Source organism: Pseudomonas sp. 3A(2025) (assembly GCF_054589175.1).
The window spans coordinates 12,131-33,058 of sequence record NZ_BAAILM010000009.1; the positions used below are offsets into that span (position 1 = coordinate 12,131).

Annotated in this window: 23 protein-coding genes and 1 tRNA gene; 10 read left to right on the plus strand and 14 right to left on the minus strand. The window is 61.3% G+C overall.

What is annotated here, in order from left to right; genetic code table 11:
- The first annotated feature begins 5 nt into the window (after positions 1 to 5).
- Positions 6 to 1,019 carry an AraC family transcriptional regulator gene (locus ACYP2A_RS03265; protein WP_459742728.1) on the plus strand — a complete coding sequence of 338 codons (1,014 nt, stop codon included), beginning with the start codon at positions 6 to 8 and terminating at the stop codon, positions 1,017 to 1,019.
- 2 nt (positions 1,020 to 1,021) lie between these two features.
- Entirely contained in the window at positions 1,022 to 2,041 is a 1,020-nt protein-coding gene (locus tag ACYP2A_RS03270; protein ID WP_459742729.1) for an AraC family transcriptional regulator, read from the plus strand.
- A gap of 571 nt (positions 2,042 to 2,612) precedes the next feature.
- Here the strand turns inward: ACYP2A_RS03270 and ACYP2A_RS03275 are convergent.
- The 7 genes from ACYP2A_RS03275 to ACYP2A_RS03305 form a co-directional block, all read right to left on the minus strand.
- Positions 2,613 to 3,842 carry a dienelactone hydrolase family protein gene (locus ACYP2A_RS03275; protein WP_459742731.1) on the minus strand — a complete coding sequence of 410 codons (1,230 nt, stop codon included), beginning with the start codon at positions 3,840 to 3,842 and terminating at the stop codon, positions 2,613 to 2,615.
- 51 nt (positions 3,843 to 3,893) lie between these two features.
- The gene (locus ACYP2A_RS03280) at positions 3,894 to 4,706 is read right to left on the minus strand and encodes an SDR family oxidoreductase (RefSeq protein ID WP_459742732.1); all 813 of its coding nucleotides are present in this window, start codon (positions 4,704 to 4,706) and stop codon (positions 3,894 to 3,896) included.
- Positions 4,703 to 5,296 (minus strand): cysteine hydrolase family protein, encoded by a 594-nt coding sequence (locus ACYP2A_RS03285; protein WP_459742734.1) that lies wholly within the window; start codon positions 5,294 to 5,296, stop codon positions 4,703 to 4,705. The genes ACYP2A_RS03280 and ACYP2A_RS03285 overlap by 4 nt, the downstream gene beginning before the upstream one ends.
- On the minus strand, positions 5,296 to 5,829 hold the full coding sequence (locus tag ACYP2A_RS03290; protein ID WP_459742736.1) for an aromatic-ring-hydroxylating dioxygenase subunit beta: 534 nt from the start codon (positions 5,827 to 5,829) through the stop codon (positions 5,296 to 5,298). Before ACYP2A_RS03290 ends, ACYP2A_RS03285 begins: the two co-directional genes overlap by 1 nt.
- A complete protein-coding gene (locus tag ACYP2A_RS03295) occupies positions 5,819 to 7,168 on the minus strand; it encodes an aromatic ring-hydroxylating dioxygenase subunit alpha (RefSeq protein ID WP_459742738.1) in 1,350 nt (449 codons plus the stop codon). The genes ACYP2A_RS03290 and ACYP2A_RS03295 overlap by 11 nt, the downstream gene beginning before the upstream one ends.
- 36 nt (positions 7,169 to 7,204) lie before the next feature.
- Positions 7,205 to 8,161 (minus strand): PDR/VanB family oxidoreductase, encoded by a 957-nt coding sequence (locus ACYP2A_RS03300; RefSeq protein ID WP_459742740.1) that lies wholly within the window; start codon positions 8,159 to 8,161, stop codon positions 7,205 to 7,207.
- 159 nt (positions 8,162 to 8,320) lie between these two features.
- Positions 8,321 to 9,211 carry a LysR substrate-binding domain-containing protein gene (locus ACYP2A_RS03305; protein WP_459742742.1) on the minus strand — a complete coding sequence of 297 codons (891 nt, stop codon included), beginning with the start codon at positions 9,209 to 9,211 and terminating at the stop codon, positions 8,321 to 8,323.
- A 98-nt stretch (positions 9,212 to 9,309) separates the two neighbouring features.
- On the opposite strand from ACYP2A_RS03305, the gene ACYP2A_RS03310 reads away from it, so the two are divergent.
- Together ACYP2A_RS03310 and ACYP2A_RS03315 are read left to right on the plus strand one after the other, a co-directional pair.
- Positions 9,310 to 10,104 carry an NAD(P)H-dependent oxidoreductase gene (locus ACYP2A_RS03310; RefSeq protein ID WP_459742744.1) on the plus strand — a complete coding sequence of 265 codons (795 nt, stop codon included), beginning with the start codon at positions 9,310 to 9,312 and terminating at the stop codon, positions 10,102 to 10,104.
- 14 nt (positions 10,105 to 10,118) lie between these two features.
- Complete coding sequence (locus tag ACYP2A_RS03315) at positions 10,119 to 10,409, plus strand: DUF1330 domain-containing protein (protein WP_459742745.1); 291 nt, start codon at positions 10,119 to 10,121, stop codon at positions 10,407 to 10,409.
- Here the strand turns inward: ACYP2A_RS03315 and ACYP2A_RS03320 are convergent, their stop codons facing one another.
- From ACYP2A_RS03320 to ACYP2A_RS03340, 5 genes are all read right to left on the minus strand, one after another.
- On the minus strand, positions 10,410 to 10,922 hold the full coding sequence (locus ACYP2A_RS03320; RefSeq protein ID WP_459742747.1) for a heme-degrading domain-containing protein: 513 nt from the start codon (positions 10,920 to 10,922) through the stop codon (positions 10,410 to 10,412). It abuts the gene before it with no gap.
- 42 nt (positions 10,923 to 10,964) lie between these two features.
- Complete coding sequence (locus ACYP2A_RS03325; protein WP_459742749.1) at positions 10,965 to 11,951, minus strand: carbon-nitrogen hydrolase family protein; 987 nt, start codon at positions 11,949 to 11,951, stop codon at positions 10,965 to 10,967.
- 15 nt (positions 11,952 to 11,966) lie between these two features.
- Positions 11,967 to 12,833, minus strand: a complete 867-nt coding sequence (locus ACYP2A_RS03330; protein ID WP_459742751.1) for a transporter — start codon at positions 12,831 to 12,833, stop codon at positions 11,967 to 11,969.
- A 25-nt stretch (positions 12,834 to 12,858) separates the two neighbouring features.
- Complete coding sequence (iaaH, locus tag ACYP2A_RS03335; protein ID WP_459742753.1) at positions 12,859 to 14,364, minus strand: indoleacetamide hydrolase; 1,506 nt, start codon at positions 14,362 to 14,364, stop codon at positions 12,859 to 12,861.
- A gap of 97 nt (positions 14,365 to 14,461) precedes the next feature.
- Positions 14,462 to 15,127: a helix-turn-helix transcriptional regulator gene (locus ACYP2A_RS03340; protein ID WP_459742755.1), complete on the minus strand. Its 666-nt coding sequence runs from the start codon at positions 15,125 to 15,127 to the stop codon at positions 14,462 to 14,464.
- On the opposite strand from ACYP2A_RS03340, the gene ACYP2A_RS03345 reads away from it, so the two are divergent.
- Both ACYP2A_RS03345 and ACYP2A_RS03350 read left to right on the plus strand, forming a co-directional pair.
- A complete protein-coding gene (locus ACYP2A_RS03345) occupies positions 15,126 to 15,662 on the plus strand; it encodes a hypothetical protein (protein ID WP_459742757.1) in 537 nt (178 codons plus the stop codon). The genes ACYP2A_RS03340 and ACYP2A_RS03345 overlap by 2 nt on opposite strands.
- Positions 15,642 to 15,716, plus strand: a tRNA-Gln gene (locus ACYP2A_RS03350). Before ACYP2A_RS03345 ends, ACYP2A_RS03350 begins: the two co-directional genes overlap by 21 nt.
- A 27-nt stretch (positions 15,717 to 15,743) precedes the next feature.
- Here the strand turns inward: ACYP2A_RS03350 and ACYP2A_RS03355 are convergent.
- Complete coding sequence (locus tag ACYP2A_RS03355) at positions 15,744 to 16,667, minus strand: LysR family transcriptional regulator (protein WP_459742759.1); 924 nt, start codon at positions 16,665 to 16,667, stop codon at positions 15,744 to 15,746.
- A 140-nt stretch (positions 16,668 to 16,807) separates the two neighbouring features.
- On the opposite strand from ACYP2A_RS03355, the gene ACYP2A_RS03360 reads away from it, so the two are divergent.
- Positions 16,808 to 17,929: an alkene reductase gene (locus tag ACYP2A_RS03360; RefSeq protein ID WP_459742761.1), complete on the plus strand. Its 1,122-nt coding sequence runs from the start codon at positions 16,808 to 16,810 to the stop codon at positions 17,927 to 17,929.
- A 13-nt stretch (positions 17,930 to 17,942) separates the two neighbouring features.
- Here ACYP2A_RS03360 and ACYP2A_RS03365 read toward each other — a convergent pair whose 3' ends face one another.
- The gene (locus tag ACYP2A_RS03365) at positions 17,943 to 18,299 is read right to left on the minus strand and encodes an MmcQ/YjbR family DNA-binding protein (protein WP_459742763.1); all 357 of its coding nucleotides are present in this window, start codon (positions 18,297 to 18,299) and stop codon (positions 17,943 to 17,945) included.
- Between the two features lie 113 nt (positions 18,300 to 18,412).
- On the opposite strand from ACYP2A_RS03365, the gene pcaD reads away from it, so the two are divergent.
- The 3 genes from pcaD (at position 18,413) to ACYP2A_RS03380 (ending at position 20,915) form a co-directional block, all read left to right on the plus strand.
- Positions 18,413 to 19,204 carry a 3-oxoadipate enol-lactonase gene (pcaD, locus tag ACYP2A_RS03370; protein ID WP_459742765.1) on the plus strand — a complete coding sequence of 264 codons (792 nt, stop codon included), beginning with the start codon at positions 18,413 to 18,415 and terminating at the stop codon, positions 19,202 to 19,204.
- 69 nt (positions 19,205 to 19,273) lie between these two features.
- A complete protein-coding gene (locus ACYP2A_RS03375) occupies positions 19,274 to 20,230 on the plus strand; it encodes a LysR substrate-binding domain-containing protein (RefSeq protein ID WP_459742767.1) in 957 nt (318 codons plus the stop codon).
- 73 nt (positions 20,231 to 20,303) lie between these two features.
- Positions 20,304 to 20,915: an NAD(P)H-dependent oxidoreductase gene (locus ACYP2A_RS03380; RefSeq protein ID WP_459742769.1), complete on the plus strand. Its 612-nt coding sequence runs from the start codon at positions 20,304 to 20,306 to the stop codon at positions 20,913 to 20,915.
- The last annotated feature ends 13 nt before the right edge of the window (positions 20,916 to 20,928 follow it).

Consider the following 20,928-nt stretch of genomic DNA (forward strand, 5'->3'; position numbering starts at 1 on the left):
CCCTGATGAGTACAACTCCAGATGCGCATATCCGAGACATTCGGATCGAACGTTATGACCTCAACGGTGCGCGGCAGTGGATGGCCGGTATTTGCGGGCCACACCTGCTCAATACCCGTCATCCCAGCCGAATCCAGTTTCATCACAGCGGCACGGTGCTCAAATCGATGTCCACCACCCTGGGCGTGATCGAGTACGGCACCGATGTCACGATCGGCATCGAGGATGCCGAATACCTCAACAGTTACAGTCTCAGTTTGCCCCTGACCGGCACGCAGCACCTGAGCAAGAAGGGCTGTGAGGTCAGTTCCGACGTCGACAGCGCGATTATCATTGCGCCACATGAAAGCCAGGAACTGGCGATCGAGGGCGATTGCCGCAAGATTCAGGTCGCCATTACCCGCACGGCCATGCGCCAGTCGCTTGAAGACATGCTGCAACGTTCTCTGGAAACGCCGTTGCGCTTCGATCCGGTGATGGACGCCGTGAACGGTGCCTCCGCGTCCTGGTGGCGGATGGCGCGCTACTTCATTGGCGAGCTGGAACGCAGCCGTGAATTGTACGACCAGACCTTTTTCTCGCGTGACATTGAAAGCTCGCTGATCAAGGGGCTGATTCTTGCCCAGCCCAACAACTATTCCGAAGAACTGCGTGGCGTACTGGGCGTCAAGCTGCCGCACTACCTGATTCGCGCCAAGCAGTACATCCACGACAATGCCCGCGAGGCGCTGCACCTGGAAGACATCGAAGCGATGTCGGGGGTGTCGCGCTTCAAGCTGTTCGAGGGCTTCAAGAAATACTTCGGCATGTCGCCCATGGCCTACCTGAAGAAACATCGCCTGAGTGCGGCCCGTCAGGAAATCCTTGAAGACAATTCGGCGCGCAACATCTCGGTGATCGCCATGGGCTGGGGGTTTACCCACCTGGGGCGCTTTTCCAGCGAGTACCGCAAGCTGTTCGATGAAACCCCGAGCATGACCGCGCAGCGCAAGCACGCACGCCTTAACCGGTCGCTTTGAGCATGGCTTCGTTAACGAGTCACCCGCTTCACGGCGGGGCCGGCCTCGACTTGTCGCGGCTGTGCGAAACCCCGGTGTTCACCAGCCACTCACGTCAGGAAAGCCACCGGCTGCTGGCCCGTGAGCTGGTCGAGCATGACTTGAGCTGGCGCAGCGGCCCTGTCGACACCGCGTTTTTCCGCGCGGTGGTCGGACGCTGCCAGCTGTTCGTGCTGCGCTATGGCGCCGAGGTCGAAGTACGGCCACGGCCGTTCACTGATTTTGTATTGATGCAGATGCCCCTGCGCGGTCGGGCCAGCATCGAATGTGACGGCCTGACGCTGGAGCTTGAAGAGGGCCAGGTGGCGGTGCTGTCGCCCAATCGTCAGGCCCGGCTGGTGTGGCACAGCGGCTGCGAACAATTGCTGCTGAAAGTGCCGCGCTCGTTGCTGCGCCTGACCCAGGAGCGGCTGGTCGCCGAGGGCGGGCTGGCGGCCGATTTCAGCTTGCCGCCGGCGTACCGGCTCGACAGCGCCCAGGTGCGCGGCTGGCTGCGACGGGTCGACGAGTTGCTTGCCCAACTCGACACTCCGTCGAGCCAGCCGGTACACAGCCATTGGTTGCGGCACCTGGAAGAAAGCCTGGCGATGTTTCTGCTGACCCATCCACCGCACGGCGCTCATGCGCCCACGGCCCTGCTGGAGTCGCCGGCCCAGCGACATGCCTTGCGCCAGTTACAGCGGATCGAGGGGGTGATGCGCAGCCGCCTGGGCGAAGCTTTGTCGCTGGGAGCGCTGGCGGCCGAAGGCGGCATCAGCGTGCGCAGCCTCAATACCTTGTGCCAGCGTTGTTACGGACAAACGCCGATGGAGCGTTTGCGCAGCCTGCGCCTTGAAGCGGTTCGCGACCGTTTGCTGGAGCGCCGCGACCTGAGCATCACCGAAGTGGCGATGGCGCACGGTTTTACCCATGTGGGCCGCTTCGCCCGCTATTACCGCGAACGCTTTGGCGAACTGCCGCACCAGACGACATCTAGGCGCTAAACATTCTGTAGGAGATCACCCGCCGCCACGGCGCCGCGCTGTCGCGCAGCAAACATGGACCTGTAGGAGGGAGCTCTGCCGGAATGCCGGACCATCGCGATCGGCTGCGTTAGCAGTCGTAAAATATCAGCGTTTCAGAAATTTCTGTGAGCGCTTCGCGCTCAATCGCCAGCAGAGACGGATCGCCGCCCGCTCCCTCCTACAAGTGGTGTTTTTTAATTCAATAAAATCAATAACTTATTTTATGTTTGATGAGAGATCGCTCGTCGCCATGGCGCCGCGCTGTCGCGCAGCAAACATTGGACCTGTAGGAGGGGGCTCTGCCCGCGATCGGCTGCGCAGCAGTCGTAAAATGTCAGCGTTTCAGAAGTCACTGTGAGCGCTTCGCGCTCAATCGCCAGCAGAGCTGCCTCCTACAGATTGATATTTTTAATTCAATAAAATCAATAAGTTATTTTATGTTTGATGAGAGGCAGCTCTGCTGGCGATGACTGCATAACAGACGCTGAAAATGCATCGTATGTACTGGCCCTTTCGCCAGCAGAGCTTCCTACGGGTCAGTGCATCACGGTTATTCGCTGCTCGACCAGCGGCCCATCAATGTGTTGGACGGCAAGCGCTCATCCAGCAGTTTTTTTGCGGTTTCGACGCCGGCCACCGGCAGGCCGGTCGGGTCGAGCAGGCCGATTTGCACCAGCACACTGGCCTGGTCCCAATAGATATGTTCATGGCACAGCTTGTCGCCACGGAACTTGATCACGCCCAGCATCGGGATTTCGACATATTGACCGGTGGGCGCCACGTTGGGCAGCATCCAGTCGATTTCAGTGGTGTGGGTAAAACACATCACAAACTCATCGACGATTTGCGAAGCGCCCACGGTGCGGGAAATCGGCACCAGTTTCATGTCGGGCGGGTTGCCGTGGACGAAATGGTGCTGGTAAAAGCGGCTCAGTTCGCGGTAGCCCACGCCGCCGGTCATGGTCGGGATGTGGTTGACGTAAGGCTCGGCGACCATGGTTGCCATGGTGGCGGGCACATCGCGCACAGCAAATTCGTACTCGATATGCTTTTCCCACAGTTCGGACAGATTGAAGTCCGGGCCGATTTCCTGCTTGAGCGCCGCGATGCTGCGTTGATGGGCCATCAGGGCAGCAGGTTTGTCGTAGTGCATGCCGCCATTGCGGGCGAAGGCATGGTCCACGCCCGGGTAGGTGTAGATCTCGACCTTGGCGCGTCCGGCCAGGCGCTCGCTGATCGCGGCGCGGGCGTTGGCATCGCAATAGCCGTCCTGCTCGGCAAAGTGCAGCACCAGGCGGCCCTTGATGTTGTCGGCCTCATCCAGCAACTGCTCGATGCCCATGCCGTAGTAGCCCACGCTGCAGGCGACGTCGGTGCGGGTGGCGGTCAGGTAGGCCAGCTTGCCGCCCATACAGAAACCGACATAGCCCAGGCCTGCGCCGTCGACTTCAGGCAACTCACGCAAGGCGCTGAAGCTGGCGGCGATGTCCTCGACCGCCTTGTCGACGTCCAGACGCTGGAACAGCTCGATGGCACGGCCGAAATCGGTCTCGGTGTAACCCAGCTCGATGCCCGGCTCCAGACGCCAGAACAGGTCAGGGACCAGCGCTACATAGCCCTCTTCGGCATAGAAATCGGCAATCTCGCGCATGTTGGCGTTGATCCCGAAAATCTCCTGGCCGATGACGACGCCAGGGCCTTTGCCGCTGGCGGGAACGGCCAGATAGCCGGCAAAGGTGCCGCTGCCATCGCTGGCTTTTACAGTGATCATCTTGCCCATGTCGTTTCCTCGTTATCGATTCAATCAGGTTGGGTGAGTGTTGTTATTGAGTCAGACGTTGTCGCGCAGCCGCTCGAACCATACCCGAGGCGACAGGCCCTGGTCAGGCCCCAGAATCGAAAAGCCGCCATCCACCGGAATATCGACGCCCGTCACCCATGACGCGCCGTGGCTGCACAGGAATGCAACCACCTGGCCGACTTCTTCGCCGCGCCCGACACGGCCCAGCGGGTGGAAGGCTGCACCGACCCGATCGGCCACGGCGATGTCGCCGCCACTGAGGCCGGCCACCGTTGGCGACCAGGTCCAGGCGGGCGACACGCTGACCACACGAATGCCCGCAGGCGCCAGGGTCACGGCCAGGTTGCGGGTCAATTGCAGCATGGCGGCCTTGGAGGCCGGATACAGCGCGCGGCCGGCGGCACCGAACTTGCCGCCGGTGCTGCCAATGTTGATGACGGTGCCGCCCTGGCTCATGTGCGGCGTGGCTTTTTGTACGAAAATCGCCGCCGAGACCAGATTGACGTTCAGCGTGCGCAGCCACTGGGCGCGGTCCGACAGCAAGCCTTGATCTTCATAGATACAGGCGTTGTTGACCACGATGTCGAGGCGCCCGAAAGCGCTGAGGGTCGCGTCGATGCAGCGCTCGATATCGTCGTCCTGCTCGACGTCGCAGACGACAAAACGGCAGCGTTCGCCCAGTTCGGTGGCCAGCGCTGCACCGGTTTCTCGGCTGCGCCCGACCAGCATCACGCTGGCGCCGGCGTGCAACAGTTGACGGGCAATGTCGGTGCCAAGGCCCTGGGTGCTGCCGGTGACGATCGCCACCTTGCCGTGCAGGGTGGCGGGGGATGTCGAGGTCATGGGCGGTACTCCAGAATGCCTGGCACATCGCTGATGCTCGCGATCAAACGCATGCTTTCTAGGGCCGCCAGGTGAATGGCCGGCTTGGCGGCGGCGCAGGCGTCGGCCAGCACGGTGACGTCAAAGCCGCAGTCCACGGCATGGCGCACCGTGCTTTCGACCACTGAATGGGTGGCCACGCCGGCAATCAGCACATGCCGCGCTTCCAGCTGGCGCAGCAGAGTCTCCAGTGGCGTGCCGTAAAACGCATTGATGCGCGTGTGCGTGACCACGAACTCCAGTGGACCCGGCTGCGGTTGCAGGTCGTCATGAAACTGCGCGCCCCAGGTGCCTTCCTGCACCGCGCCGCTGGCGACCACGGCGCGCAGAATCGGTGCGTTCTGGATCAGGTCGGCATAGTCGGGGCGGTAGGCCACGCGCACATGAATGATCGGCCAGCCACGTTCACGGGCGCCTTGCTGCAGCGCCACGGCCTGTTTGATCAATGCCGCACGCGCCGGATCGTCAGCGGCCAGGCCCACGCGAATCCGCCCGTCCGGATGCAGCACGTCGTTTTGATAGTGCAGGGCGATCAGCGTCGGGCGGCTCATCAGACGAACACCTCAAGGTTGGCAAACACATCGTTGCAGTTGATCAGGTCGACCCGCTTGAGCTGGATCTTCCACTCACCGTTGTCCTGGGTGGCCAGCTTGTAGGTGTAGCGCCCGGCCAACTGGCGCTGGTCGAGACGCCATTCGCTGACCTGGAACGTCGCACTCACCACCAGCAAGCCCTGGCGGTCGAGGCCCTCGACCATCACGTTGCCGACCAGATGGGCGGTGCGCGTCACCGGCTGTTGCGACCAGTTGCGCACGTTCTCGACCCGGCGAATACGCACCTCACGCAGCATGCGGTTTTCCCAGAACAGCGAAATGTGATCGAACGGGTCGACCTGGCCGTGTTTTTGCGGCACCCAGTACATGCCCGAGTCGGTAAACAATTGGTCCCATTCCCAGAACCGGCGTTCATCCAGCAGCCGCGCTTCCTGGTACAGAAAGTGTTCGAGCTGGCGCAGGGTTTCAGCCGGCACTTGCGCAGGCGTCAGGTCGTGGGTCGACACATCGAAGGTGCGATCAAGCAGCATGGGTGCTCTCCTTGGCAATCAACGCGCCCGTGGTAATCACAGTGGCGCTCATGTAGTGCTTCCAGGCGGCAAACTGATTGCGCATGGGCAGCTCGCTGGTGCCATTGGTCGACACTGCGCCGTCTGGCAGCAACTGATCGGTGCCGGCGTAGCGGTGCATGCTGATCCACTCGCCGCCGCGGGTCATGTTGCCTTCCTGGCAGCGGGCGTAGACCTCGACATCGTCGGGCATGACATTGGAGGAGGGCGAATTGATCACGTTGGCGTAGGTGAGGGCGCGGTCGAAGACGGCGTCCGGCGCACCTTTGCAGCGGAAGGTCTGGATCTCGACCAGCGTGCGGTCCACAGCGATGGGGCGGATCACCCGAAACTGCATGAACACCGTGTGCGGCGAGCCGCTGCCGTAGATCACGGTGTTGTGCCGGTTCATGCCCAGAATGCTGCGCGCACGCTCTTCGCCGTAGGCTTGGGTCAGGCACTCGAAGTGCTCTTTGGAGACCTCGTCACGCTCGGCGGCGGCAGGGTCGAAGATCGCCTCCATGTAGCCGTGGCCGTTGTTATAGGCGCGCAGCTCGAGCTTTTCCCAGAAGTCATAAGGCTCGCCGTTGCCGTCCATGATCAACAGCTCGAAAGGCATTTCGCCCAGTGATTCGGCTTCGTCGCGGGCGGCATCGACCGAAGACTCATGGGTCACGCGGGCATGCATGGTGTCGTGCAGGTTCTCGTAGAAGACCTTCCAGTTCGAGCGCTGCTGCACCCTGAAAATACCGCCGGCCACTTCCACTTCACCGATGGGGGAGCGATCACAGAGGTTATCGATCGAGGTGATCACGCCGCCGAGAAAGCTTTTCAGGTCGGGGCCATGATCGATCTGGCTGGCGAAGACAAAGCCACGATAGCTGTTGACCCGTGCCAGGCTGACCATGGAGAAATCAGGGTGTTTGGGGTTGAAGCAGGTGCCCTCGAAACCGTTTTTGAGCGGTGCCGACAGGTGCTGGCCGTCAAGCTTGAAAGTCCAGGCGTGGTACGGGCAGCGGAAGAACTTGCCGACATTGCCGTCGCCTTCAGCCACCAGCTTGGCGCCTTTGTGCGGGCAGCGGTTGTAGAGCACGTTGACCTTTTTGTCGGCACCGCGCACCAGAATCACATCCTGATCGCCGATCCGCGTGGTGTGGTAGTCGCCGACGTTCTTGACCTGGCTTTCATGGCCGACATAAATCCAGGCCTGACCATAAATACGCTGCATTTCCAGCTCGAAAAGCTGCGGGTCGGTGTAGACGCTTTTATGCACGCTGTCGTCGCGGATCAGGGCCGCGATCTGTTCATTGCTGGGAATCATGAGGTTTCCTTTTTTGACGGCCATAAAAAGTCATGCTTACAAATCGAGGACCAGCCGGGCGCCGCTGGCGCGTGAGACGCAGGTACAAAAACTGCCTTCGGCACGCTCGCGTTCGGACAGGCAGATGTCGCGGTGCTCGACCGCGCCTTCCAGCACCTGGGCCACGCACACGCCGCAGTCGCCACGGCGGCAGTCGAACATCGGGTCCAGATCGGCCTCGATCATCGCTTCCAGTACGGTCTGGCCTGCTGGCACCTGTAGCGTGACGCCGCTGGCGCGCAACTCGACCTCGAAACCGGCTTCTGCATCGAGGCCGCTCTCTGCGCCAAGCGCACCGATAAACAGTTCGCTGTGAACCTGGCTGTCGTCCCAGCCGCACTCGCGAGCGGTTTGCAGGACGCTGGTAATCAGTGATTTGGGGCCGCAGACATACAGCTGGCGGCCGCTTGCCGGTGAAGCCAGCAACGTGGACAGCGGCATGCGCAAGGCAGGATCGCCGCCGCTGACCCAGCACTGCGCCGTGCCCAGGGCCTGCACTTCAGCGAGGTACGCCATACCTGCCGTCGCGCGGCCTGCGTAGTGAAGGGTGAAAGGCCGGTTTTGGCTCGACAGCGAGCGGGCCATGCCGAGAATCGGCGTGATACCGATGCCACCGGCGATCAGCAGGCAATCATCGGCGCCGTCCATCAGCTCGAAGTGGTTACGGGGGGCACGAACGCTGATGGGCTCGCCGACCTGCAGGCCATGAATCCAGCGCGAACCGCCCGTGCTGCGCTCTTCGAGCTGCACGGCGATTTCGTAGTGCACATCGTTGGGCAGGTTGACCAGCGAGTAGGCGCGCCACTGGCTTTTCTCGCCGGGAATCTGCACCTCGATATGCGCGCCGGGGGTAAAGCCCGGCAGGCTTTTGCCGGCGTCGTCGACCAGAATCAGACGGCGGATGGTGGGAGTGAGCGGCTCGATCCGTTCAACACGCAAAGACAGGCTGGACATGCACGATTCCTGAGTAAGGCGAGCGCGGGTCGCCGTTGAAGTCGTGCTTACTGTAGGGACGGGGGGTAGAGGGAAAAAAGCCGATACCGGCAAATCGATAGCCGCATCTTGCATATCTGCGGATCGGCGTTGTCAGCAGGCTCCGGATATTGCTTGTTGTCAGGAGGCCGGGTTGCAGGCAAGGGCCGCGTCGATCAGCCATTGTCGCAATTGCCGGGCAGCGGGGCGCATGGGCCTATCCGGGCGGTAGATGATGTAGAAGCCCCGGTCGACGACCAGCGCAGGCTCATAGAGTCGTATCAGTTCGCCGGACTCCAGCTCGTCCTCGACCAGCCAGGGACTGGTCAGCACCAGGCCCTGGCTACGCCTGGCGGCTTCGATGGACAGGATCGATTGATCGAAGCGCGGCCCGCTGTGGTCGTTCAAATGCGCCATCCCGACACGGCTCAACCACAGCGCCCAGTGATCGTGAGAGAGCGTATGCAACAGCCTGGCCTTTCCGATATCGGTGATTTCATTCAGTTGCAGTCGCTGCCGATAGGACGGATGGCAGTAGACCCGTAGTTCATCGCTGAGCAGCGGCTCGACGGTGAGCCTGGACGACTTGCCGTCAAAGTAGCGAATGGCGAAATCAATCGGATCCTTGTCGAAGTCGGTCAGCGCCTCGGTGGCCCGCAAGTGCAACTTCAACTGGGGGTGTTGCTGCATCAACAACGGCATGCGCCGCGAGAACCATTTGCTGGCCAGGGCCGGCGGCAGGCTCAGGCGTACCTCAGGATTGCTGTCGATACGGATGTCCTTGTGCGCTTCATCGAGCTGGCGTAGCGAAGGTTTTACGTTTTCCCAGTAACTCAGTGCTTCGGGCGTGGGATGAAGTTTGCGCGTGGCCCGCAAGAACAGCGACACCCCAAGCCAGGCCTCCAGTTTGCGAATCTGTTGACCCACCGCACCGGGCGTTACGCACAGTTGATCGGCCGCCGCTGTCAGGCTGCCTGCTCTCATGACGGCGTCGAAGTACGCAATGGACTTGAGCGGCAGTTCAGCTTTCATGGCGTAGTTTTTCTTCGGTATGAGGCGAACATAAAATCATTTGTCGGCCCTGCACAGCAACCACAAGAATGAGGCAGACCCTTTCCAAGGAAACCATCATGAATGTGCTGATTGTCTTCGCCCACCCCGAGCCGCAATCGTTCAGTGCGGCCTTGAAAGAGGTTGCCTTTAAAACATTCAGGGCGGCGGGTCATGAGGTCACCGTAAGCGATCTGTATGCACAGGGCTGGAATGCCGCACTGGGAGCAGGGGACTTTACCGGCGTTCGGGCCAATGCCGACTATCTGGATCTGTCGGCAGAACAGGACCACGCCTTTGCCCATGAGTCTTTTGCTCAGGACATACGTGAAGAGCAACGCAAGGTCGAACAAGCCGATCTGGTCATATTCCAGTTCCCGCTGTGGTGGTTCTCGATGCCGGCGATTTTAAAGGGCTGGGTCGACCGGGTGTTTGCCCGTGGTTTTGCTTACTCCGCCGGCAGGAAGTACGAGCGCGGCCACTTCAAGGGCAAGCGTGCGTTGCTGTGCCTGACCACCGGCACGGCCTCGACCCTGTATGAACCGGGCGGCATCGATGGTGACCTGCATCATATTCTTTGGCCGATTCATAATGGCATGCTCGCCTACACCGGGTTTACTGTGTTGCCACCGTATGCCGCCTGGATGCCCGCCAGACTTTCAGCAGAACAGCGCGCACAGCATCTGGACAATTACGCCAGGCATCTGGGCAATCTGGAGCACCTTGAGCCGTTGTACTTTCATTCATGGCAAGACTATGACGACACCCAACGCCTCAAGCCTGGCGTGATTGCCAGGTCCGGCGTGCAGTGGAACCCGCGTGCCGATCAATCCCGTGATGACGCGGCCGAACAATTCACCCCCGAACATTCCTGACAGTGGAGAACACGATGAAAGGCTACTGGATCATTCTGGGTGCTGAGGTCAAAGACGCTCAGGCACAAGCAGAATACGCACGGCTGTGGAAGCCCATCGGCGAACACTACGGTGCAAGCATTCGTGTGCTTGAGCCCGACGCGCTCAAGGAACTGACCCATGCCAGCCGGGCGCTGGTCGTCGAGTTTTCTTCTTACGAGCAAGCCAGGGCCTGCTATGCAGACCCGGCCTATACAGAAGCGAAGGCACATGCCCTTCGCGCAGCAGATCGTCAGTTGATCATCATCGAAGGGGATCTTGCCTGATTACTCAGGCTTGAAACTGCCAGGCGTCAGGGTGAAGTCTTCGTAGCGATGGCCGAGCAGGTCGCAGAGTGCTTCGACAATGATCTGATGATCCTGCCGGTCCGGCAGACCTGAGACCACTACGCTACCAATCACCCCTGCGCCCTCGACCGTCAGCGGAAAGCCACCGCCGCAATCGGCATAGTCCGCAGGCGAGAGGTGGTAACGCTCTGTAAGGGTCTTTTTCTCTAGTGCCAGCTCATGGGTCATGCGGTAGGAACTGCATAGAAAACGCTGCACGGTATTGGCCTTGCGCTTGACCCAGTCGTGGTTGTCCGAGGTCACGCCGGGGCAGGCGGCGAAGAACAGCGTGCGATCAAAACGTCTGATGTCGATGACCAGTGGCCAGTTGTGCGAGGTGGCACGGTCATACAACAGAGAGCCCAATTGCCAGGCGGTTCGCTCGTCAAAGCGTTTGAATTGCAGGGTTTGCTCCTGCTTGAGCAACGTGTTCAGGTCATCGGTCAGACTCATTAACATTTCCTTGTTTTGTTTTGTCGATGGGGCTGTCAAATACTACAGCGAATCGCTGTTCATACTCGACTCATCCACCCACTCCTGCATCGGCTGCGCCGGCGTACGGTTGATCAGCAGCCGCAACACATCCGGCCGTGCGTAATGCCCCACCGGGTCCAGCGCGGCCTTGGCCACGGCAATACTCCCCAGATCGATATCCGCGTACAAAATCCCTTCCTGCGTCTCGGCAATCGGCTCGCACAGCGGGGCGCCGTCCGGCCCATAGATCATCGCAAAGCCGCCGCCTTCAAGCAGCCATTCGGCCTTTTGCGGGGTGTCGATCAATTCGGCGAGCATGGCCTTGTCGACGATCGCGCAGGGCGCCAGCACGAAGCACTGGCCTTCCAGCGCGTAGACCTGAGAGGCGGCGTTGTTGGCTTGTGCGCTGAGCTGAAACGCCGCGCCGCGGTACACCGAAAAGCTCGGCCAGGCGGCCACATGCACTTGCTCGTGCTGGGCGTACATGGCGAACTTGGACAGCGGTTGCACGTGCTCGGCGCAGTTCAGTGCGCCGAGCCGGCCGAGTGCGGTGTCGAACACCACCAGGTCGCGGCCATCGCCTTCGCCGAACACTGAGCGTTCGACATGCGTGGGTTTGAGTTTGCGCCGGTTGCCGACCAGCCGGCCTTCGTCGTCGATGATCGCCTGCGACAGGTACAGCGTGCCGCCGCTGCGTTCCACATAGCCCAGCACGACATGAATGCGATGCTGTGCGGCGGCATCCAGCAGGCGCTGGAACGGTTCGCTACCAGGCGCCATGGCGTTTTCGAAGTAGCGCTGCACGAAGCGCATGCCGCTTGCCGGGGCATCGGTCCAGATCCACCATGGATAACCGGGGATCCACACCTCGGGAAACGCGATCAGGGCCGCGCCTTGGTTAGCGGCTTCGGCGATCAGGTCAATGGCCTTGTCGATGCTTTTGTGCAAATCGAGAAAAACCGGTGCGGCCTGGACGGCGGCAACCTTGTAGCGAGTGTGTTGGCTCATGTGGGGGCTCTCCGGTCAGAACAGGTAGGCAAGGCGCAGGTTCAGGCGCAGGTTTTCTTTGGGGCCGTTATCGACCTCAAGGTCTCGGCCAGCCTGGGTTTGCAGCTGGGTTTTCGGGGTCAGGAAGTGCGACCAGGTGAGCAGAAAGCGGCTGCCGTTGAGGCTGTCGTCAAGGGCTTGATCGTTGAAGCGGTTTTCGCCGCCGGTGGTGTGAATCCAGGTCAGGCCCAACTGGTTCGCCGGGTTGAGTACATAACGCAGGTGGCTCTGCACTTCGAAGACTGGCGCTTGCTTGAGTCGGCCGCCGAGGTAGTCGTCGTTCTCGCCGAACCAGTCGCGCTCAAAGGTGATTTCGCCGTACAGCGTGCGCGGGATCAGGGCGTGGACGTAGTTGACTTCCAGCACGCCCTTGAAGCGGTTTTCGCCAATGTTCATGGCGCCCTGATCGCCGTCGTAGCTTCCCAATGGCAGACCGACGAAGGCGCCCATGCTGAAATAGCGTTCCTTGTCGGGGTCGTTGTACAGCCAGATCGCACTGCCGATGAACGGGTCGCCAAAGGCGCTTTCGGAGCGCTTGTTGTCGCCGCTCATCTTCAGGTGGCCCCAGGGCAGGATCACCTGCGGGGTGACCAGAAAACCGGCCAGCGAGGTCCACTCAACGTAGCGCGCCAGGACGATATCGCTGTCGAGCTGAAAGTCGCCCGGCACCTTGTGGCCGTCGACCCGTACTTCGTTGCGTTCGGCGTGCTGGTAGTACATGACGCCCAGATGGGTGCCTTCCGGCAGCGGCGCATTGTCGCCGGGCTCGGTGGTGATCACGTAGGCGCTGGCAAAGCCGCTGTACAGGCCCAGCAGGGTCAGGACGCAAAACATTGCTCTCATGGCATGTCTCTTTTGAGGGGGGAATTCAGTTGCGCGACAGTGGCTGGCGGCCGATCAGGTTTTGCAGGGTCTGGGCGATGGCGAGCAGGCGCGCATCGCTGCCTGGCAGGCCGTCGAGCTCCAGGCCAACCGGTAGCGCAGGTGTGCCGGCCAGCCCGATTGGCAGGCTGATGCCCGGCAGCCCGGCGTTGCTGCCGGGGTCGGTGTTGCGGATCATGCGGGCGAAGGCGTCGAAGCTTGTGGCCTGTGGGTTGCTGGGGATTGCCAGCTCCGGTGTGGTCGGGAACACCAGAGCGTCGAGCGTGTGGCTGTCGAGCAGCGTGCGGTAATGCTGGATGAGCTGCGGCCGGCCGCTGTCCATCGCCCAGCGATACGCCGGTGCCAGGTCGGTTACCTGGCCATCCGGGTGCGGCAGTTTGCGCGGCATGATGAAATGCTCGAACAGGCCCTTCACGTCGGGGCCGGAAATCTGCCGGGCCAGTTCCTCAAGCGACACACCGGTGTGCTGGTCGCGCAGCCAGGCTTGCAGGGCATCGCGACCTTCATACAGCGCGATGGGCATGCTGATCCGCGCATTCAATTCATGAATGCCCGGCATCGTCACCGGTACCAGGGTGACGCCGGCTTTTTCCAGTTGCGCCAGTGCCGCACGCGCCTGTTGTTCGACTTCGGGGGCAAGGTCGGTCCAGAACTCGCTGACCACGCCCAGGCGAATCTGCTTTGGCAACGGTGCGGCAACCGGTTGTTCGCCGGTGATCACCCGGTCGAGCAGGATCACGTCCTCGACTGACCGAGCCATGGGGCCTGCGGTGTCGCGGGTGGGCGAAATTGGTGTAATGCCGTGCTGGCTGTAGCGTCCAACTGTTGGGCGCAGGCCGACACAGCCGTTCAGGGCGCAGGGCTGGCGCACCGAGCCGCCGGTGTCGGTGCCCAGCGCCAGCGGCACCAGCCGGGCGCCGACCGCGCTGCCGCTGCCCGATGAAGAGCCACCGGCAATGCGGCTCGGGTCATAGGCATTGCGTACGCCGATGGTGCCTGGCACGTGAAAGGCGGTGTTATAGCCTGACGAGCCAAACGCCAGTTCGTGCATATTGGTCTTGCCGACGATGATTGCGCCTGCGGCCTGCAAGCGTTCGACGACCGGCGCGCTGCTGGCTGGATAAAAATTCTTGAGTGCCGGGGTGCCGGCGCTATTGGCAAAGCCCTTGACCTGAATGTTGTCCTTGATACCGATGGGCACGCCGCCCAGTGGCAGGCAGGCTTCGCCACGGGCCAGGCGCTGGTCGTAGGCGTCGGCCTGCGCCAGGGCCCGGTCTGCCTCTACGGCGATAAAAGCGTTGAGCTGGCGGTGGCTGTCGATGCGCGCCAGAAAGGCTTCGACCAGTTGGCGGCTGCTGACCGTGCGGGCACACACCATGGCGGCCGCTTCGCTGCCGGTCAGTTCAGTGAGGTCCTGGGGCACCGTGGCCGCCAGCGTGGTGGTGGCGGCCAGTGCCAGCGGCGCGCCCTTGATCCATCGTGAATAGTGCATAGCCCGTCTCGTTCCGGTTGTGCGGCGCAAGTGCCGTTAGCGAAAACCTTATCGGGCAGGGGACGTGTTGAAACTCCTCAAGAATGAGGAGGGCGCTTTAAAAGTGCCGGGAAAGCTGGGTGCGGTTGGTGCATTCCAGTTTGTTCATGGCGTTGTTCAGGTGGGTACGCACGGTGGTGAAGGCGATGCCCAGTTGGCGGGCGACTTCTTTGTCGCTTGCACCGTTTGCGACCAGCCGCGCCACATCGGCCTCGCGCTGCGACAGCCGTGCGCCGGGGCAAGCAACCTGGGCCAGCGACTTGGTGAAGTAGGGCGTCAGTTCCTTGAGAATCCGCTCTTCGCGCTCGCCAAACGCCGGGTCGCCCGCGCCGCGCCAGATGCGCAGATCACCGACATCGCGGCCCTGATCGAAGAAATACACGTTGATGCCGTGGTGCATGCCGGCGGGCTTGAGAAAGTCGCAGTAGAACTGGCTGTGCTGCAAGGTACTGCGCTGAATGACCCGATCGACGTTGGTCGCTTCGGCCAGCGGGCGCATGGCCGGCGTGACCAGGTCGACCTGGTGAAAAAACGCATCGTAGGCGTTCAGGTGCGCGTTATCGATATTCACCGAGCAACGCCGGGTAGAGCGCTGTTGCTGTTCGTCCCAGACAAACGAGGCCGCGTAATCGGCATGCAAGAGCTGCGCGACCAGTTGCAATACGGCAGAGCGGGCATCGGGCTTGCCCTTGTATTCGCACAGGCGCCAGATGATTTCGGCCATGCAGTCCAGCTCTTTGCTCTCGAACATCAAGCCCATGTTACCCAATCTCCCACCGTGCGAACTGATGCAGCGGCGAGAGCAAGATATGTGCCTGTTGGTTTATAAAAGCGCCTTATTTCCAAGGCAAAAAACTATCTATTTGATCTATTCATGGCTGACGCCTAACGTGGTGCCTCACATGCCGTACCGGGGCGATGGCTCGACTGGTACGGCCTTGGGCGCGGCTTATGCCGCGCCTTTTTTTATGTTTCAGGAACCTGGCTCTGTAGGAGCGGCTTTAGCAGCGAAGTGCACAAATTGCGCCGTCTGTTTCCCGGCTGAAGCCGGTCCTACGGTCGTTCTACCCGCAAAAAATCCTGATCAATCAGTAACCAGCTGTTTTAAAAGTAATTTTTTATTACATCAGGGCTTCACAGATGTGAAAAATGTTGTTAAATTGCCGGCCATTCCAGCACAGCACTGCAACAGGGCTTGCGGGAATGTTCTAACGAGTGCCATGCACTCGCAGCAATACAGGGGCGTCGCCAAGCGGTAAGGCAGCAGGTTTTGATCCTGCCATGCGTTGGTTCGAATCCAGCCGCCCCTGCCATTTTTATCCTTCCTGCTTCAAATCCTCTCAGTCGATACGGCCATCAGGCGCCAGGTGCTGTTTCAGATGCGCCAGCAAGGCACTGACTTTCGCCAGCCCTTCACGATTTTTCAGCCAGACGATATTCATCGGCAGCCCGTCCGTGGCCAGCTCTGGCAGCACCTCAAGCAAACGACCTTCTTGCAGATGCCCCTGCACCAGCCAGGTGGGCAGTTGCGCGATGCCGTGGCCGGCCAGGGTTGCAATCACTTCGCCTTCGCCGTCGCCCACCGCAATGCGTGGCTGCAGCGTGCGCCGCTCCATCTCGCCGGGCTGACGACCTTTGAAATACCACGGCGCGACCAGACCGTCGGTGTGGGCATAGGCGATGCAGTGATGGTGCTCCAGATCCTGTTCGTTCAGCGGCACGCCATGCCCGGCCAGATAGGCAGGGGAGGCGCACATGATCAGCCGCTGCGCGCCGAGAAAATGATGCCCCAACGCCGCCGGCCAACTGTCCGGGCCGCCAATGCGCACCACGATGTCGATGCCTTGCTGCACCGGGTCGACAAAGTGGTCGGAAAACGAAATGTGCGGCAGCAACTGCGGGTGCGCACGGACGAAATCCAGGATCAACGGCAACGCATGCAGCCGCCCGAATGACGCCGGCAGGTCAATCCTGATCTTGCCCTGCGGCTCGTTGTGTTCAGTGGCCAGGGTCAGTTCGGCTTCTTCAAGATCCGACAGTACCGCGGTACAGGTGCGGTAAAAGGTCAGCCCGGCCTCGGTCAGCGACAAGCGTCGCGTGGTGCGCTGGAACAAGCGGGCACCCAGTCGCGACTCCAGCCGCGCCACGCTTTTGCTGACGGCGGAGGCGGTGAGGTTCAAGCGTTCGGCCGCGCTGGCAAAGCTGCCCATGTCAGCGACGGTCACGAAAACATCGAGGCCCTTGAGGCGTTCGGAAGAGTACATGGCGTGCCTTATTGATGAATCTGGCTCCGGTCATAAGGTCATTTATGTCCGAAATCGATGATTAATTCTGCAATAGGCTACGTCAAAGCCTGGCACAACGATATGAGCTGCCGGTATTCGACCTTCACTCTGGAGTTTTCATGAATTTGTTCGATTCGTTTCAGTTAGGCAGCACCCCATTGCGTAACCGTGTGGTCATGGCGCCCATGACCCGTTCCCGTGCGCCTGAAGACATCGCCACCGAGCAGATCGCGCTGTATTACACCCAGCGCGCCACGGCGGGTTTGATCGTGTCCGAAGGCACGCCGATTTCTCGCGAAGGCCAGGGATATCTGTTCAACCCGGGCATTTTCAGCCCGCAGCAAATTGCCGGCTGGAAGCTGACCACTGACTCGGTACACAGCGCAGGCGGGCGGATCTTTGCCCAGTTGTGGCATGTGGGGCGCGTGTCGCACACCTCGATCCAGATCGACGGCGCCGCGCCGGTGAGCGCCAGCAGCAAGCCGGCCCGTGGCGCCGTGGCCTTCGGTTATGACGAGCAAGGGCAACAGGGTTTTGTGCCGACCTCACAGCCACGGCCGTTGAGCACCGAAGAAGTCGGGCGGGTGGTCAACGACTTCGCCCAGGCGGCCGCCAATGCCATCGAGGCTGGTTTCGACGGCGTCGAAATTCACGGGGCCAATGGTTACCTGCTTGAGCAGTTCATGAACCCTGAGGTCAACGATCGCAGCGATCGCTACAGCGCAGGCACCCTGGAGAACCGCTTGCGCTTTGTCTTTGAGGTGGTCGATGCCGTGAGCCAGCGCATCGGCAAGGACAAGGTCGGGATTCGTATCTCGCCGTACGGGCAACTGTTCGACATGCCGCTGTACCCGCAGATCGACGAAACCTACAGCGCCCTGTGCGCCGGCCTCGGCGCGCGCGGCATCGCCTATGTGCACGTGATGGACCAGACGCATTTCTTTTTCAAGCCAGACAATGCCGTGGCCAAACAGGAAGCGCTGGACACCTTGCTCGGTAACTGCCGCAAAGGCCTGGGCAACACCGCGCTGATTCTGGCCGGCGACCTGACCCGCGAGCGCGCCCAGCAGTGGCTCGACGCTGGCTTGATCGACCTTGCGGGATTTGGCCAGCCATTCATTGCCAACCCGGACCTGGTGGCACGCCTGGAAAACGACTGGCCGCTGACCGAGGCAGATCGTGACACCTACTACGGCGGTGGCGCGAAGGGGTTCATCGATTATGCGCCGTATGTCGCGTAGGCCGCTGACTGCGTCAGGCTTGTCCATCCAGCAACAACCCCACCTGGCGGCGCTTCGAAAGCTTGCCCACCACCAATTGGTGTGAGCGGGTCAGCAGGTCACGCAGTTCTTCGTCGCTGATCGTCTCGGGCCGCGCCAAGCTGATCCAGTGGGCGCGGGCCAGGTACGGAGCGGGGCGGATGCCGGGGCGGTCGACATAGCCCAGAAACAGATCGGACGCGACCTTGAACGCCAGCCCGTCGCCGGCCAGGTGCATCAGCGCGAACATCTTGTTGTCGGCCACGGAAAACACCCGCACGCCGCCCCATTTGTAATCCTCACGGGCGCCGGGCAATTGCAGGCAGAAACCGGCAATGTCTTCGCTTTGCATAACGGGTCCTCAAGGTGGAAGGTGTTCGATAGTCGCACGAATAATCGATCAGCGGATTGTAGCCGTCCGCCCCAGTCTTTAGTGTGCAGGCTTTATCCTGTCAGGAGCCTCGAATGTCTGCCGTGCAACTTGCCGATGGTCCACTCAACTACCTGCTCGAAGGTCCGGCCGATGCGCCGGTGCTGGTGTTCTCCAACTCGCTGGGCACTGATCTGCACATGTGGGACAACCAGATTCCGGCCTTTACCGAGCATTTTCGTGTGCTGCGCTACGACACCCGTGGCCATGGCCGCTCGCTGGTGACCGAAGGCCCGTACAACATCGAACAGAATGGCCGCGATGTGCTGGCCCTGCTCGACGCGCTGGACATCGACCGTGCGTATTTCGTCGGCCTGTCGATGGGCGGCCTGATCGGCCAGTGGCTGGCAATCAACGCGCCGCAGCGCCTGCACCGTGTGGTGCTGTGCAACACTGCGGCCCTGATTGGCAGTCCTGAAATCTGGAACCCGCGCATCGAAACCGTGCTGCGTGATGGCCAGCCAGCCATGGTCGCGTTGCGCGATGCGTCGATTTCGCGCTGGTTTACCCCGCAATTTGCCGAGCAGGAACCGGCCCGCGTCGAGCCGATTGTCGGCATGCTGGCGCAGACCTCGCCACAAGGCTATGCCGCCAACTGCGCGGCAGTGCGCGATGGTGATTTCCGCGAGCAGATCGCCTCGATCAAGTTGCCGGTGCTGGTGGTTTGCGGCACTCAGGATGCGGTGACCACGCCTGAACACGGACGCTTCATGGTCGAGCGCATCGACGGCGCGCAGCAGGTCGACCTGCATGCTGCGCACCTGTCCAGCGTTGAAGCCGGCGAGTTGTTCACCCGCCCGGTGCTGGCGTTTTTGACCGCTCAATAAGTCCTTGCAGCGCCAGGTGTGTGCCTGGCGCTGGCATACTGACCGCTTCAACCGGCCCAAGGTGATGCGGTGTTCGATCTCAACGATCTCTATTATTTTGTCCAGGTGGTCGAGTGCCAAGGCTTTGCTGCGGCCAGTCGCAAGCTGGGCATCCCCAAATCCCGGCTCAGCCGGCGTATTGCCGGGCTCGAAGAGCGTCTGGGAGTGCGGCTGATTCAGCGCTCCACCCGCCAGTTTGCGGTCACCGACAGCGGTCGCGACTACCATGCGCACTGCCTGGCCATGATCGTCGAGGCCGAGGCGGCCGAAGATTTCATCCTGCGCTCGCAGGCTGAACCTCAGGGCCGGGTGACGATCAGTTGCCCGCCGATGCTCGCCTGCATGGGCGGCAATCAAGCCGTCGCCAGTTTTATGGCGGCGCACCCCAAAGTGCATGTGCATATCGAAAGCTCCAACCGCCGTGTCGACCTGCTGGCCGAACACGTTGACATCGCCTTGCGTGTCCGTTTTCCGCCGCTTGAGGATGAAGGTCTGGTGGTCAAACATCTGGGTCGCAGCTTGCAAGCGCTGGTAGCGCACCCTGATCTGGCTTTATTAATACCACCCGGTGCCGGCCTTGAGGCCTTGTCGAACCTGCCCAGTGTCAGCCAGCCGACGTCGACAGTGGATTACCGCTGGCGGTTGCGTTCCAGTGCACATGCTGACGCACACCATTACCAGGAGGTGCGCTATGCCCCGCGGCTGATCAGCACAGACCTCAATGTGCTGCGTGAAGCCGCTTTGCAGGGTGTCGGCGTGGCTCAGTTGCCTGAAATCATGGTGCGTGAAGATGTGCGTCAGGGCCGGCTGGTGACGCTGTTTGCCGAACACCCACCCGAATGTGGCATCGTGCATGCTGTATTTGCGTCGCGGCGCGGGCTATTGCCGGCGGTGAGGGGGTTGCTGGATGCGTTTGAAGTGTCATTCAAGGTGTGGCAGACCGATTGTCCTGCTGATGGGACAATGAGTCGCATTTTTCCGGGCTAATCAACCATTGTCATTGCCGGTAGGATGATCGCCATTCGTCGCCGCGCCTGGCGAGATCATTCGGGAAATAGCCATGAACATTCTGCACATCGATTCCAGCATCCTCGGCGAACATTCTGCTTCGCGTCAGCTTACCCAGCGTGTCGTCGCCGCCTTGCAGGCGGGTGAGGCGGGCAGCCAAGTGACTTACCGTGACGTGGCCAGCGATAACCTGGGACATTTCTCGGCCGCCAGCCTGGCCGCTGCCGCGACCCCGGCCGAAAGCCGCAGCGTTGCTCAACAGCAGGAAGTGGACGGCAACGAAGCGATTCTGCAAGAGTTTCTCGGCGCCGACGTGCTGGTGGTGGGCGCGCCCATGTACAACTTCACTTTGCCCAGTCAGTTGAAGGCCTGGATCGACCGCATCACCGTGGCCGGCCGTACCTTTCGCTACAGCGAAACCGGTCCCGAAGGCCTGGCGGGCGGCAAGAAAGTGATCGTGGTGTCGACCTCCGGTGGCCTGCATGTCGGCCAGCCAAGCGGGGTGGGTCATGAAGAGCTGCTCAAGGTGCTGTTCGGCTTTCTCGGTATCACCGACCTGCACTTCGTCCGCGCCCACGGCCTGGCCTATGGCGACGCACTGCGTGCCGAGGCCCTGAGTGCCGCGCACCAGCACATCGAAAAAGGTGTGCTGGCCGGCGCCTGATCGTCAGCACGAC

What these genes read in the sequence shown, in the direction of transcription:
- ACYP2A_RS03265 (WP_459742728.1), top strand. Translation starts at nt 6, where the DNA reads ATGAGTACAACTCCAGATGCGCATATCCGAGACATTCGGATCGAACGT.
- ACYP2A_RS03270 (WP_459742729.1), top strand. Translation starts at nt 1,022, where the DNA reads ATGGCTTCGTTAACGAGTCACCCGCTTCACGGCGGGGCCGGCCTCGAC.
- ACYP2A_RS03275 (WP_459742731.1), bottom strand. Translation starts at nt 3,842, where the DNA reads ATGGGCAAGATGATCACTGTAAAAGCCAGCGATGGCAGCGGCACCTTT.
- ACYP2A_RS03280 (WP_459742732.1), bottom strand. Translation starts at nt 4,706, where the DNA reads ATGACCTCGACATCCCCCGCCACCCTGCACGGCAAGGTGGCGATCGTC.
- ACYP2A_RS03285 (WP_459742734.1), bottom strand. Translation starts at nt 5,296, where the DNA reads ATGAGCCGCCCGACGCTGATCGCCCTGCACTATCAAAACGACGTGCTG.
- ACYP2A_RS03290 (WP_459742736.1), bottom strand. Translation starts at nt 5,829, where the DNA reads ATGCTGCTTGATCGCACCTTCGATGTGTCGACCCACGACCTGACGCCT.
- ACYP2A_RS03295 (WP_459742738.1), bottom strand. Translation starts at nt 7,168, where the DNA reads ATGATTCCCAGCAATGAACAGATCGCGGCCCTGATCCGCGACGACAGC.
- ACYP2A_RS03300 (WP_459742740.1), bottom strand. Translation starts at nt 8,161, where the DNA reads ATGTCCAGCCTGTCTTTGCGTGTTGAACGGATCGAGCCGCTCACTCCC.
- ACYP2A_RS03305 (WP_459742742.1), bottom strand. Translation starts at nt 9,211, where the DNA reads ATGAAAGCTGAACTGCCGCTCAAGTCCATTGCGTACTTCGACGCCGTC.
- ACYP2A_RS03310 (WP_459742744.1), top strand. Translation starts at nt 9,310, where the DNA reads ATGAATGTGCTGATTGTCTTCGCCCACCCCGAGCCGCAATCGTTCAGT.
- ACYP2A_RS03315 (WP_459742745.1), top strand. Translation starts at nt 10,119, where the DNA reads ATGAAAGGCTACTGGATCATTCTGGGTGCTGAGGTCAAAGACGCTCAG.
- ACYP2A_RS03320 (WP_459742747.1), bottom strand. Translation starts at nt 10,922, where the DNA reads ATGAGTCTGACCGATGACCTGAACACGTTGCTCAAGCAGGAGCAAACC.
- ACYP2A_RS03325 (WP_459742749.1), bottom strand. Translation starts at nt 11,951, where the DNA reads ATGAGCCAACACACTCGCTACAAGGTTGCCGCCGTCCAGGCCGCACCG.
- ACYP2A_RS03330 (WP_459742751.1), bottom strand. Translation starts at nt 12,833, where the DNA reads ATGAGAGCAATGTTTTGCGTCCTGACCCTGCTGGGCCTGTACAGCGGC.
- iaaH (WP_459742753.1), bottom strand. Translation starts at nt 14,364, where the DNA reads ATGCACTATTCACGATGGATCAAGGGCGCGCCGCTGGCACTGGCCGCC.
- ACYP2A_RS03345 (WP_459742757.1), top strand. Translation starts at nt 15,126, where the DNA reads ATGCAGTCCAGCTCTTTGCTCTCGAACATCAAGCCCATGTTACCCAAT.
- ACYP2A_RS03340 (WP_459742755.1), bottom strand. Translation starts at nt 15,127, where the DNA reads ATGGCCGAAATCATCTGGCGCCTGTGCGAATACAAGGGCAAGCCCGAT.
- ACYP2A_RS03355 (WP_459742759.1), bottom strand. Translation starts at nt 16,667, where the DNA reads ATGTACTCTTCCGAACGCCTCAAGGGCCTCGATGTTTTCGTGACCGTC.
- ACYP2A_RS03360 (WP_459742761.1), top strand. Translation starts at nt 16,808, where the DNA reads ATGAATTTGTTCGATTCGTTTCAGTTAGGCAGCACCCCATTGCGTAAC.
- ACYP2A_RS03365 (WP_459742763.1), bottom strand. Translation starts at nt 18,299, where the DNA reads ATGCAAAGCGAAGACATTGCCGGTTTCTGCCTGCAATTGCCCGGCGCC.
- pcaD (WP_459742765.1), top strand. Translation starts at nt 18,413, where the DNA reads ATGTCTGCCGTGCAACTTGCCGATGGTCCACTCAACTACCTGCTCGAA.
- ACYP2A_RS03380 (WP_459742769.1), top strand. Translation starts at nt 20,304, where the DNA reads ATGAACATTCTGCACATCGATTCCAGCATCCTCGGCGAACATTCTGCT.